The sequence below is a fragment of the Citrobacter sp. RHBSTW-01013 genome (genome assembly GCF_013781985.1).
Classification (GTDB): domain Bacteria; phylum Pseudomonadota; class Gammaproteobacteria; order Enterobacterales; family Enterobacteriaceae; genus Citrobacter; species Citrobacter braakii.
Map to the genome: position 1 here is coordinate 22520 of NZ_CP056187.1, position 12431 is coordinate 34950.

At 43.7% G+C, this 12431-nt stretch carries 13 protein-coding genes; all 13 read right to left on the reverse strand.

Annotation, left to right across the window (positions count from 1 at the left end; all coding sequences use genetic code 11):
* The 13 genes from virB11 to HV350_RS26235 all read right to left on the reverse strand — a co-directional run bounded on the left by virB11 (position 1) and on the right by HV350_RS26235 (position 12080).
* A complete protein-coding gene (virB11, locus tag HV350_RS26175; RefSeq protein ID WP_181630781.1) occupies positions 1 to 1032 on the reverse strand; it encodes a P-type DNA transfer ATPase VirB11 in 1032 nt (343 codons plus the stop codon).
* 23 nt (positions 1033 to 1055) lie between these two features.
* Positions 1056 to 2264, reverse strand: coding sequence for a TrbI/VirB10 family protein (locus HV350_RS26180; protein WP_181630764.1), 1209 nt, complete (start codon positions 2262 to 2264; stop codon positions 1056 to 1058).
* Entirely contained in the window at positions 2261 to 3190 is a 930-nt protein-coding gene (locus HV350_RS26185; RefSeq protein ID WP_181630766.1) for a TrbG/VirB9 family P-type conjugative transfer protein, read from the reverse strand. The genes HV350_RS26180 and HV350_RS26185 overlap by 4 nt, the downstream gene beginning before the upstream one ends.
* Positions 3191 to 3195: 5 nt before the next feature.
* A complete protein-coding gene (locus tag HV350_RS26190) occupies positions 3196 to 3924 on the reverse strand; it encodes a type IV secretion system protein (protein ID WP_050074616.1) in 729 nt (242 codons plus the stop codon).
* Between the two features lie 273 nt (positions 3925 to 4197).
* Positions 4198 to 5253, reverse strand: a complete 1056-nt coding sequence (locus HV350_RS26195; RefSeq protein ID WP_181630768.1) for a type IV secretion system protein — start codon at positions 5251 to 5253, stop codon at positions 4198 to 4200.
* Between the two features lie 8 nt (positions 5254 to 5261).
* On the reverse strand, positions 5262 to 5528 hold the full coding sequence (locus HV350_RS26200) for an EexN family lipoprotein (RefSeq protein ID WP_181630770.1): 267 nt from the start codon (positions 5526 to 5528) through the stop codon (positions 5262 to 5264).
* Positions 5529 to 5536: 8 nt separating this feature from the next.
* Positions 5537 to 6283 carry a type IV secretion system protein gene (locus HV350_RS26205; protein WP_181630783.1) on the reverse strand — a complete coding sequence of 249 codons (747 nt, stop codon included), beginning with the start codon at positions 6281 to 6283 and terminating at the stop codon, positions 5537 to 5539.
* 10 nt (positions 6284 to 6293) lie between these two features.
* Positions 6294 to 9053, reverse strand: a complete 2760-nt coding sequence (locus HV350_RS26210; protein WP_072077758.1) for a VirB3 family type IV secretion system protein — start codon at positions 9051 to 9053, stop codon at positions 6294 to 6296.
* Between the two features lie 19 nt (positions 9054 to 9072).
* Positions 9073 to 9363, reverse strand: coding sequence for a TrbC/VirB2 family protein (locus tag HV350_RS26215; RefSeq protein ID WP_050074611.1), 291 nt, complete (start codon positions 9361 to 9363; stop codon positions 9073 to 9075).
* Positions 9347 to 10000 (reverse strand): lytic transglycosylase domain-containing protein, encoded by a 654-nt coding sequence (locus HV350_RS26220; RefSeq protein ID WP_181630772.1) that lies wholly within the window; start codon positions 9998 to 10000, stop codon positions 9347 to 9349. Before HV350_RS26220 ends, HV350_RS26215 begins: the two co-directional genes overlap by 17 nt.
* 46 nt (positions 10001 to 10046) lie before the next feature.
* Positions 10047 to 10274: a hypothetical protein gene (locus tag HV350_RS26225; protein WP_072077759.1), complete on the reverse strand. Its 228-nt coding sequence runs from the start codon at positions 10272 to 10274 to the stop codon at positions 10047 to 10049.
* Between the two features lie 409 nt (positions 10275 to 10683).
* Positions 10684 to 11706: an IS110-like element IS5708 family transposase gene (locus HV350_RS26230; RefSeq protein ID WP_000156884.1), complete on the reverse strand. Its 1023-nt coding sequence runs from the start codon at positions 11704 to 11706 to the stop codon at positions 10684 to 10686.
* A 23-nt stretch (positions 11707 to 11729) separates the two neighbouring features.
* On the reverse strand, positions 11730 to 12080 hold the full coding sequence (locus HV350_RS26235; RefSeq protein WP_181630774.1) for a transcription termination/antitermination NusG family protein: 351 nt from the start codon (positions 12078 to 12080) through the stop codon (positions 11730 to 11732).
* Positions 12081 to 12431 lie beyond the last annotated feature (351 nt).

A 12431-nucleotide genomic window follows, 5' to 3' on the forward strand; every position in this document is an offset into this window, starting at 1 on the left:
TCACTCCTTCAGTTTTTCAAAGTATTCCTGAAAGTGAATATCACGATAGTAAATACCCGATGCAAAGCGTGAATCCTCTTCATCAATGTATTTAATACTCATGATCACATCGACGTTGCTCAATACCCGCCGCAATATAATGTTATAAGGCAAGTTCTGGCATTCCGGGTTCATATAGCACCGCTGAACAAGTCCAAGCACAGCATCTTCAGGCGTACCTTCATGTACAGTGGTTAAGTTTCCTGCGTGGCCGGAACTTGAACCTTTAAGAAAATCCCAGGCTTCAGCACCGCGAACCTCTGTCATCAGTATTCTGTCACCATTCATGCGAAAACCAGAACGCAGAAGAGAGGCTGAACTCACAACGGTACTTTCCCCTTCTGACGGGTAATATAGTTTCACATGATTTTTATGAAAGCGCAGTTTCGCTTCATCCGTATCTTCGATAGTAATAATTCTGAGATAATGCGGTATATACTCAAGACAGGCATTTGCAAACGTGGTTTTCCCGGCCCCGGTCCCGGCACAGAACACCATCGTTTTACCCTGTTTCAGACATTCAGGAATAAATCGTTCAAAACGATTCTCTTTAAACATTAAAGATAATTCGTCTTCTTTATTTCTGAAATCAACCCCCTGATTTAGCCTTGAGTAAAAACCCTGTTTTACAAAAGTTGGATGGTCAATGAACACGCTGGATGGCTTACGAATTGTGATTGATACCGTTTCTCTTTCAGTGGCCGGAGGAATTACAATCTGTACGCGCTCCCCAAGGGGGAGCGTGGCAGAGCGCAACGGATATTCTGGCGTAACAGAACCACCATCATGATAATCAGATATTGCCCCTGCAAATGACATACAGTCGCGAAAACTCATATTTGTTTCGTTTTGCTGCCATTTCCCTCTGACTTTAACAAACAATTCACCGGGACGATTCACGGCTATTTCGGTTAAACCTTCCACATTATTTAACCACTGATGAAAATAATCATTCACGATGTCATAAACAATATGGCGGTTTTCAGTGTTAATCTCACCCTGCATTACATGACCTCTTATTTCATTTTCAGTTTATAGATTCCTGAGAAATCCAAATCCTGACCGACAATCAAAGTAATGATTTCACCTTGATTTTTATATAATGTTGGAGGGATATTCACGCTGTTTGAAAATGACTCACGAGCAATATCAGCAAAAGCCTGTCTACTGTTTGCCGTATAATCCGTCTGGTTATCTTTATTATTTTTTGCTGCCCCGCTTAACGCCTGAGCAAAATCGGGGATCATGCCAACCATCATCGCCCCCAAAAAACGGTCGCTGAAATGAGTATCAATCCATCCTGACGCCCCGGCTTCCCCCAGCGCTCCCGATGCCTGCGTATCAATCAGCGGTATATCAATGAACGGTGTGGTTCGTGTCCGTAGCTTGGTTGCCATGATAAATACAGCACCCTGACCGTGCCGGAACGAACCGGATTTGTACATCAGGTAAGCAGCCGTTCCTTTTTCGATAAGCTTTACGTTGCCATTTGCGCTGTAGATATCAGTATTAACGGTGCATACCAGCTTTCCGGCCAGGTCAGATATAAAGCGCCGATCCAGTGAACAGGGGATTGCCGTGTTTTCAGGGATAAACAGGTTAGGGTCATAGGGAACCCGCGTAATCTTCGATAGCGACACGGACGCGCCTGCATTCACCGGCTGCACTTCAGGTTTTGTATTACTCCCCTCACCGTCGTTTGTCTCATTGGCCGTCTTAGTTGAGGCACTGCTGCTGTTTCCTGATGCAGCGCTGCTTCCTCCATAGGACACATCAAGTGCGCGGCTGTAGCCGTGCTGTACGCTTTCCGGCGGGGCTTCTGCTTTACCGTTGCTGCTACTGGATTTACTCTCTCCGTTCCCCTCCGGTGGTTTTTGCCCGGCATTAAAGGGGTCAGTGTCATCACTGAGTCCCGTCTGACGTTTAACCGATCCCGTAGCCACAGAGTCACCGGCGGGCTTTTCATCCGCGCTGGACATACTACGAATAATTGACGGAACGTAATACACAGATAATCCAACGGCCAGCAGGACAAAAGCGGCGATTATTATGATCATCCCTTTACGTGATTTTTTTAGCTTCTCGATCCCCAGCTTGTTAGCTGGCTCAGCGGTATTATCTGCTTTATCAGATTGATCTCCCTGCTCCAGCTCTTTCTGGCGTAGTTCGCGTAATTGACGCTCAATTTCTACCGCTGTAGGCGTTTTATTTTCCTGTTCACTCACTGGATCACCTCCTTATCTACTTTCGGAGAGACGGTATCTCCGGCAGGTAAACGGACTTTGCCAAACCCTTCATTTTCCAGACCAACAACCTGATCCCCAAGGCGAAGTACAAACTTCTGGTCAACTGGGACACCTACTACGGTGTAACTGTTGCTGTGCTTAATCACTGGGTTGGTTATGGTTTCCTTCTGCCCACTCATAACAAAAACACTGGGAATTTTTTTCATAGGGCTGAATCCTAGCCACGTATAACGACCATCGTCATAGGCATAATCCGGGCTGATACTCCGGCTACCTTCTGCAACCCGTTGCGTATACTTCCAGTTACGTGGCGATTTGCTATTCTCAAGCGCCCGGTTAATGGCCTGTTCCTCCTGACGCTTGTTTAACGCTTCAATCCTCTTTTTCTCAATTTCAGCCTGGGCTTTACGCTGTTCCTGCGGGTACTGGTAATTCACCACAAAAGCAATTTTATTAGGCTGGCTGAACGTCTTAGCGTTCAGCTCCATGCTGTAATTGCGTTTTGTTGTGCGAACAAACAGGTTTGTTCGCCAGCGTTCCAGATCGTTCTCAGGGTCGAGTGCCACGTTAACAACTTCAGACGATTGCTTACCGTTCTCGTCCGTTTTGTTGTTTTGCACGGTCTGTTTAACAGGCTTCACTTCCACATAAACAAGGTTATCTTCTTTATTTACAGACCATCCCTGCGGAAAACCTGTTCTGGCACTAATTACCGTTTCATCATCATCAAATACCAGAGTAGTGGTATACCCCACCGCGCTATTAATGACGGTCGTGTTTTGAGGGTTATAATTGACGTTTTGATTTCTCGGGTCGAAACCGCTTCCCGATGGCACTACCGCTGCATTGCAAACGTGAGCAGCCATCAGGAGCGCAACTATTAACGCTCCTTTATTTATTTTCATCTGATTTACCCTCTTACTTCTTTGTCACGAACGTAGCTGGTAACAACAAACTTAAGCGGATTTCTGTTTCTGTCGCCTGACTTCATATCCACTCCCGGTTCAATCCGGTAAGTCAGACGAATATTCCAGTATTCATCCTTGCTCATACCTGTAGCAACATCCCGGACGGTTTTTCTAAAGCGCACATAAGCACCGATATCTTTATCATCCTTACGGGATGACGGGCTTATAATAATTGAGGGATTATCCTGAACGCTGGCGGTTTTCTCAGCCTTGTTGTAAATAACTTTAGGAGACTGGTCACTGTTGATTAAAGCATTATAATCTGCGGCAACATTTTCAGCGCTGTATGCCATAACAAAATCATAATCATGTTGCAGGCTGAAGTAATTGTAACCTTCCCGGCGTTTGACATATTGACCAATGAAATATTGAGCAATAGCCTGATTCTCAGAAAGGTTTTCTTTTTTAACAGTAGTCAGCCATTCTGTAACGCCTGTTACTTTGTCAATCAGAGCAACATCCACAACCGTTGTTTTTAAAGGAAGCGCACTGTTAAGCGCAATAAGAGAAAACACACCTATTACGATACCAGAAATCCCACCAAGTTTATAAATACGATTCATTTTCTCTTGCAAGGCTAAGTTTTTCTCTTCAAACGTGCTTGAAGAGTCCGTTACTTCTTTTTTCTTATTAAAACCGGGAAGTTTTAATTCTGGAATTTTAAACGCCATTACGCATTACCTCTGCTGAATTAACAGGTTCAGTTTTTCCTGAAACCGGAGGTTGTATGTGCGACGACTGACACCCGACGAGACAAATCGTCACGATAGCCGCGATAATTATTTTCATGTTTCACCTGAGTAGCTTTGATTTAAAGGCCAATAGCTACGCTTTTCAAGCGTGACTATTTAGTAATAGAGGGAGGGTTAATAGAATGCGTAGATAACACTCATTACAAGCGCAAGAAGTATCACCATAAGATAAAAAAAGTATATTTCTTTCATTTAGCCACCATATTTTTTCTTAGCCATTTCTATGGCTGCACTGCGCAATTTTTTAGCACCGATGTTTATCCCTTGTCCGGTCAGATTACCCAGCTTACCTGATAACCCGTTAGACTGGCCTAGTCCACCTTCCTGACGGCGGACTCCTTTCCATGCCCCTAGACCTGCATTCTTACCCATCCCCAGCGCACCGCCAGCCATACGTGATGCACCAAACGTTGCCGCTCCAATCCCCATAGCAGCAGCGCCTTGCAACGCCCCTTCAACGCCAACGCCCGCGATCTGCGAAGCATACGTTTTAGCCTGCCAGATAACCCAGGCCATAAATGCCCCAGCCACGCCCGCCTGAGCACCAGTAGATATCAGGTTCAGGGAGTCTGCGTTCGCTATAGATATACTGAGAATACCATTCATGAATGTCATTCCTGCTTTGATTGCCAATCCGCAAAACAAAAATATAAAACATGAACTGAACAAAAGTTGAAGCCAACTATTAAACATTTGACGCAGAAACCCGAAAGATAAACACATCACAAACAGTGGTGCGGTAACAGACAAAACCTTTAACGTAACTTCTGCTGCAAGATAAACTATTGATGTAAGAAGCATTGCCAATATACCGCCAGCATAAGTCAACAATGCAGCTATTGAACCTTCAGTCTTAACATAAGTAGACGTATCCTTATTCATAAGATAAGCGGCCACTTGTTGTACTTTTGTCCATAGCTCGTCTACCCAAACCCAGGGGTCTCCTCCAGCAAAAGTTGTTTTCAACCCATCTATAGCACTATTTGCACTATCCAACCAACCGCCAGTATTTCTGACAAAAATCAGGATTAGCCAGAATCTAAATAAATTCCAGATAAAATCTTGTACATGTGTTTTCTGTTTACCAACAACGACAGTATAGGCATACCACAATACGTAAATTGAAATGCCATATTTACCCAACGTATACGCTATTGAAGAAAAACTATCTAGTTGACCAGTCAAGGACTGGTCAAGAACTTTTGTTATAACATCATGGGCTGCTTGAAAAAATCTAGAAGATGCCATAAAGGCTCCTATTTTTTATCGCCTTTATCTAATAGCTTGCCAAAGGCATCTTTATAATCAATTGGATTGTCCACCGCTTTCAACTGCTTATACCTAAACAATCCATCCTTTGCATTTTTGCAATTATCACTATCACTGCCTGAAGACTTACACTCTGCAACTTTCTTTTCTGCCTCATTAGGATGAGATTGCCACCAATCGGAAGATTTAACATCCTCACAGCCAGACAGTAAAAAAGTAAAGCCTAAGATTAATATAGATAAATAATTTTTCAAATTTCACCTCAGTTCATTTCATAATCTTGTTGATTAAACTCATTCTTATAATCAACAATCGGATTTTCCGTATTGACTGCATCCAATTGTTTTTTATTGAAAGCAGCCTCCGACATCTTCTCCTTGTATTGTGCTAGATCGCGTTGCTTATCGCGATACATTTCATACTGAAACTTGAGCTTTTCGAATTTCATATTTTCAAGAGACACAGCATTCGTCGCATCCTGTGTGGCTTTCGTGTCCTTCGCGTTCTTGACCTGGTCTATGAGATCTTTCATCGACTGGTTGTCTTCTTTCAGCTTATCTTGAAGCTGATTGCCGTACTCAACGCCTGCAAGCTGCGATAAAAAACTCGCCTCGCAGCCTTTAACCAGATCACCGGTATAACCCAGCCCTTTACAGGTATCCGTCACCTTATAGTCGCTGAGTAGCGTTTTGGCCTGCTGTGAGAGGACTCCATCCGGGTTTTTGATGTAGTCATCAATAAAAGCATTCCCCTGGTCGTAGATCTGCGTCAGTTCGCTACTGACTGACTGCGCATCCTGAACCAGCCCCTGTACATCACGAATTCCGGTTTTAGTTAACAGCTCGTCTTTATAAGCCGTAAGTTCATTTTGCCATTGTTTAGCTTCTTTCACCCACTGTGCAGCCGTGTCTATAGAGGATTGCGCATCATGGACAATCACCCCAGTTCCTATCGCAAACACACTTGCAGAGCAGCTAAACAGCATTACGGCCAAAAGTTGTTTTTTCATCATTTTCACCTTAATCAATTCCACGGTTAGCACGTTCGAGGTAGGTATCAATCCAGTCAGCGGGTTTCATCCCTTCTTTCCAGATCTCATCGAACAGCTCCAGTTGTTCAGCAGAAGCACTTAAAATCGGTAGATAATAAGCCGCCCTGCCCAGGTCTAATTTTGCAAAGGCCGCAAAGTCATCCCGTTCGCCCTGCCGCTGTGGGTTTTTAACCACCATGAACTGACGAGACAACGGGTCAATCGCCTTAATTTTGTCAAAATAAAGTTCCCTGACCTGAAGCCCTTCAACATACTCACCACGTTTTGCTTTAGGATTTGCCAGATAGATATGTGTGGCACACTGTTCACGAACAGCCGCAGCTATCGGCGTTTTAATCAACTCATCTGGTGACTGCGTGGCAACAACCAGCACCATATCCAGCTTACGTCCGGTTTTGAGTTTGTTATAAACGAAGTCCCTGAATGCATCGTTATTAATCCATTGCCAGAACTCATCCATATAAATGATAAGTCGTCGGCCATCGGCCAGCATGGTGACGCGATAAATCAGATAAAACGAAGCAACCGGGGCAATAACTTTGTCATCCAGGAATTCTGTGCCGTCAACGCCGAAAACATCCAGATTAGCAACGTCAAAAGTGTCCGTTGGGTTATCAATTACCCAGCCATATTCACCACCCTGCGCCCAGGCTCTCAGACGTGCTTTGATACCGTGTCGTTTCGTCTCTGTATCATCTGGCTCAAGAATAAGCGGGATAAGTTTGCTGACAGGAAACGACCGATCTTCCCTTGCCATCAGGCGTTCAACGGCATCTGAGATAAGGCCGTTCTGGTAGTTATCCAGAGTATTATTGTTGAGGGTACAAATCAGTCTTACCAAATCCTTCATAAAAGCGATATTTCGCTTTGTTGGCTTCAGAGCCGCTGGGTTCCAGCCAGTCGGCACACCTCCCTTAACCCGGTAATATTCACCGCCCATTGCACGTATTCCCACTTCCCCGGCGCGGTCTTTATCAAAAAAGACAGTGGTCAGTTTCCTGACCTTTCGGTTAGTGGGAAACGACTCTGGCACGCCGAACTGCTGTACTGCATAAGCCTGAGTCATTATAAGGACGGTTTTCCCAACGTTAGAAGTACCCAGTATTTCCGTATGCCCCAGCGTCGGGTTCTTACCAAAGAAGTTCTGATGCTCGGTGGTCATATGGTAATTGAAGTGATAAACATCATTACCGGAGCCACGCAAGGTGATCAGTTTATTTCCCCAGGTGTTACCGCTTTCTTTTCCGTTAAAGAAATTATGGAAACTTTCCATCTCTGCAAAGTTCAGGCTGCTGATAATGCTGAGGCGTGGTCGCAGCGTATAGTTACCCGGTAACTGAGCAAAATAAGCAGCACCAAGACTTAATGTCGAGTAGGTGAGAATCAATCCCAAATCTTCAAGAGTCGTGGTCACGATGTTGGTATCTTTAACCAGCCGTTCCGGGGTATCAGCAAATACAATTAGCGTCTGGTGACATTTACCAAACGAGTTGTACCCACTGGATACCATATCGAGGCCAACACGGAGATCGGCCAGCAGCGATTTAGCTGCATCATCCGTCATTTCCAGCTTATCTATCTGATCGTCTAACGCCTTTATTGACGCCTGTTTGTCCATAGTTGTGAAAGACGATGTAAAGACATACTCAACAGGAAGATACATAAGGGCATCGAAAATACCCGCGTCAGTTTCCTGAAAATAGTCCTTTATCTCAATGCAGCGAAAGTATCTGCCGTGGTCAGAAGCCGTGATCTGACCAGCATCATTGCCAAAGAACAGATCTTTACCGCCCAGATAGGTGTAGAACGGGCTGTTAGTCACCCTGACTTTCTGCCACTTACCCGACAAGAGGTACTGGAAAAGAGATAACTGGTCAGAAAATACTTTTCCATTTTCTTCAGCCAAAGCAAGACGCCGGGAATGAAATCGTGAAAGGTAAGTATCTAACCGACCACAGATTTCATTCATTTCATTAATGGGTTCGTCAAAGACTTTATTATTTCCTTTTTTCTTTGAGATGAAATTGGAAATTTTATCTTCAACATTAAAAACTTTATAACAAACCGTTAAATACAATCTATTTTCGAAATATTCAGGCTCAGTCAGTGACTCGTAGTATTGATTCATTACTTTATTAACAAAAGGTATTTTGCTATTAAAAGATGTATGAATTTCTTTTTTAACCCTTATTCGATGTGTATAAAAAGTGATGGCTTTACCTTCAAAGCTACGGATAAGCGTATTTAACTGGTCTGTCAGAATAGTTAAATCCTCATCATCGACACATTCAAAATAAGCGCCGTCGATTTGCCAGGTCGCCAGCAAATCTTTCTTTTTAGTGACAATAAGGTTATCCGTGATGTGAGAGGAGTAAGGTATCAGTTCTTCAAGAGAAGCCTGGTCTTTCAGTTTCATAAAATTGTCCACTCTGGAAATATCGACTTCATCATACTGGCTCCCTGCGTAATGAACGGCTCTGAAGCGTTTGTTTGACAGCGGATGACCTTTGATCAACGCTCGCAGGTAAAGCAAGTCAAAAAAACGTTCATCTATCTGTGTAACTCGCTTGATGGCATACCAGCCAGGTAGCACAAGGGCGTACATAGCGTCGTGTATCCAGACCCCAAGCAGTACAGCGATAAGGCACATTCCAAGGAAGGGGTAGAGCGGAACGCCCAGCCCGCGAATTAAAGCGGGGCGTGTTAGCCCTTTAAAAAGAGTACTCATTTTACGCCCCTTGTATTATTTAGGCCAACCAGTCAGGTACATAAGGAGCGATAATAAAGATGATCATCCCGATAACTAAAGGAATAATCCAGCCCATATGCTGGCGAGAGAACAGTGCAATATAAGCAATGCCCAGACAAATAATAGTAATCACGGGTTTTCTGATATCAGTCAGAAAGTCGATTATTTTCTGTAAAAAACCAGTAGTTTTGGTAGAAACATCATCGGCAAATGCTGGTTCAGCTACGCATAGCATCAGAGCACCCATAAAAACGGCCAGCGTCAGATAACGTTTATTCATTTTCAACATCATTAGTTTCCTTTTCATCTGTTACAACGCCACGCAGGGCGTATTGTGGATATACGGTAATTTCTTTAGGTTGGGTTTTATGTGGATTTTGTTCGGCACTCTCCTTGTTGATTTCATCTTTAACCGAAGGAACAAGCCAGGTTTCTTTCTTGTCATTTCGGTTATAACCAATTCTTTGCGTATAGCTTGTATTGTTAAAGTTTGATTCGGTTTTCCTACCGGTTACAAAGTTTCCCGAATAATAACAACTAAGTGCATTTTGTAGACTCCCTCCCCGCTGATAACAGTCAACGATTATCTTTTCCGATACAGACAAATTTGTACAAGGAGATAAAAGCTTCTCAGCATCAACACCGTATTTTGTAAAATTAGAACTGGTGATTTGCATAAGACCGACTGAATAACGATTATTTCTTAATTCAATTTTATTAATTATCTGTAATGCGTCCTCCTTTGTTTTTGGAAAGTAAGAAACCACACCGCTGTCACCGGGTTTACGTTTATCTTTCGATATAATCTCGGCAATCGCATAGGGATTAAAACCAGATTCAACCCTTGCAATCTCATGTGAGGTATCAGGATGAACGCTGGCTGCGCATTGCATAGCAAGCGCAATAAAAGCAGAAGTGGATAACATTAAATTCTCCCGGCCAGAACAGCGCGGAACAGGTCATGCAGAAAGGTTAGTCGTCGGAATCGTCATCAGCTCCGTTTATAAGCTTTTCGATTGCCTGGTGTGAATAGGTTTTGATGAGGTATTGCACAAAACCAGAATCAGAAATACGCCTCCCTCTGCGATAACTAATCTCAACAGAGATTCGCTCAACTTCATCACGTACAACAGAAGGAAGATAGAGTGTATTACGTTGAGGCTTGCGCTTGCTTACAGGCTTTTTTCTGGTAACAGTCATTTTTTTTTCCGTTTCATTTTGTGGGTTAAGCTTTTCTCTGTGATGTAATTGAGCATGGCAATACTTCTCTTCCGTGGATCATCCATCAGCATTATTTCCACCAAACGGGGGGAGTCACTAAGGATAAGTTGATTCCTTTCTCCTTTTTGTACTATAAGGGCTTCCCCGAACAGTCAACGCCGGTTTTTAATTTCTGTCTGTTCATCAATGAAAGGCAAGGGATAAGACTGCGCTACTATAAACGGTCATGCTGAATCGCTAGTGATTCGGACCCTGATGAAAGACGCTCGTGAGATCCTCCTTCGTTAATCGGATAGTGATATCCAGTAGGATATGCAGATACTTCTCACGGGGGTCTAACCCTTTACCATCAACAATTTACAGTTCAGTTACTACTCAGTTAAATTTTTCATGTTGTTGAATACAGTCTGAAGTCATCGCCGTAATGTAATGATGCCCAGCACAACCTCGCATTCTTGGCGGCGATTGCAACGACAGCACGCCAGTATCCCCGCCTACCAATCAACGAGCAGACCCAACGGCTAAACGGGTCCGTTCTATTCTCTGCCCCTACCATTACAGAACGGGCTCCCTGGACCAGTAGGGTTCGCAGATAGGCATCACCCGCTTTTGTTATCCTGCCAAGCTTTGATTTTCCGCCACTACTGTATTGTGATGGCGTTAGCCCCAACCAGGCTGCCAGTTGGCGCCCGTTCTTAAAATCATGGGCATTGCCAATACTGGCGACCAGCGCACTCGCTGTGGTGGGCCCAACACCTTTCAGTTCCATTAACTGCTGGCTGCGATGATCTGTTTTGGCCACACGAGATAATACCCTGTCATATTCGGCGATTTTCTCTTCAATATTAGTGACATGTGTCAATAGATCATCAATGCACAGCCTAACCTGTACTGGCAGAGTTTCCTTCTGGTCAGAAACAACATGACGCAGAGCATCAGTGCTTTGTGGGGCAATAACCCCGAATTCAGATATCAGGCCCCGAAGACGGTTATACGTTGCTGTTCTTTCCTGGATAAATCCCTGTCTTGTCCGATGTAAGCATTGCATTGCCTGCTGGCTTTCGTCTTTGACTGGTACAAAGCGCATATGCGGCCGCTGCACTGCCTCACAAATAGCTATTGCATCAGCTGCATCATTTTTCCCGGTCTTACCCGCCATGCGATAGGGTGAGACAAATTTCGGAGCCATCAACCGGACATCATGGCCATACTGCCTGAATAATCTTGCCCAATAGTGGGCACCCGAGCAGGCTTCCATTCCAATGACACAGGGAGGTAAACCTGCGATGAGTTCAGAAAGTGCTGCACGCGACACCTTGGGTTTAACCAGAACAGCTTTACCATTTTGGTCAATGCAGTGAACAGCAAACACATTTTTAGCAAGATCGATACCGACTGTGGTGATGGTCATAACGAATCCCTCTGGGTCAATGTTTATCCTATGATTGCACGAAAGTTAATCAGGCACATATCTAGGGGAAGTCCCTTCCATTCGTTATAAATTTCCTCTTCCGGCACGGGCAAAGGCTCACCGCCAAAGGCGATAAATCGTTGAACGTAAGGGATAGCAGTGATTGCTGAAGAGTGAATTTTATCAAAATCAGCATTTATAAAAAGATAACCATGAAAAAGTGGGATAAGTCTTTCTCGGTAAGAAATTTCTTTATCCGGGCGGCGGTATCTTTCAGTTACCATAGGGCAGTAGTAGGAAAAGTTCAGGCGTTCAAGATGGGAAAAAACCGCAGTGAATCTTGTAGCAGTAAATTGCAGTACATACCATTTCATTATTTTTTCCTTTCAGGCGCTCTCTCGACTCGGATAACCCCGGAGCATATAAGAAAAAGAAAAGAACACATTTCAACCTGTGAGAAACTTTATCAGCTAGTTATGCTGCCTTCAAATCTTTATGCAGATATTTAGATCAAGATAACTTCATACGCAATTTGTTTATGCTGCCAAACTAGTGATAATGAAGCATTTAATGCTGTAGAATAAAATTTAACTAGATCAATCGATCATGTCAGGATCGTTTTCCAGTTAACTTAACTAAAATTATAAAGATTAGTTGTTTTTATAGAGACGAGTTAACATTGAGTTAATAAAGTGATCACAATCAACAACTTACATTCAACTAAG

Excerpts from the sequence above, each read along its gene's own strand:
- HV350_RS26185 (WP_181630766.1), bottom strand. The coding sequence starts at position 3,190 with ATGAAAATAAATAAAGGAGCGTTAATAGTTGCGCTCCTGATGGCTGCT.
- HV350_RS26190 (WP_050074616.1), bottom strand. The coding sequence starts at position 3,924 with ATGGCGTTTAAAATTCCAGAATTAAAACTTCCCGGTTTTAATAAGAAA.
- HV350_RS26195 (WP_181630768.1), bottom strand. The coding sequence starts at position 5,253 with ATGGCATCTTCTAGATTTTTTCAAGCAGCCCATGATGTTATAACAAAA.
- HV350_RS26205 (WP_181630783.1), bottom strand. The coding sequence starts at position 6,283 with ATGAAAAAACAACTTTTGGCCGTAATGCTGTTTAGCTGCTCTGCAAGT.
- HV350_RS26210 (WP_072077758.1), bottom strand. The coding sequence starts at position 9,053 with ATGAGTACTCTTTTTAAAGGGCTAACACGCCCCGCTTTAATTCGCGGG.
- HV350_RS26215 (WP_050074611.1), bottom strand. The coding sequence starts at position 9,363 with ATGTTGAAAATGAATAAACGTTATCTGACGCTGGCCGTTTTTATGGGT.
- HV350_RS26220 (WP_181630772.1), bottom strand. The coding sequence starts at position 10,000 with ATGTTATCCACTTCTGCTTTTATTGCGCTTGCTATGCAATGCGCAGCC.
- HV350_RS26225 (WP_072077759.1), bottom strand. The coding sequence starts at position 10,274 with ATGACTGTTACCAGAAAAAAGCCTGTAAGCAAGCGCAAGCCTCAACGT.
- HV350_RS26230 (WP_000156884.1), bottom strand. The coding sequence starts at position 11,706 with ATGACCATCACCACAGTCGGTATCGATCTTGCTAAAAATGTGTTTGCT.
- HV350_RS26235 (WP_181630774.1), bottom strand. The coding sequence starts at position 12,080 with ATGAAATGGTATGTACTGCAATTTACTGCTACAAGATTCACTGCGGTT.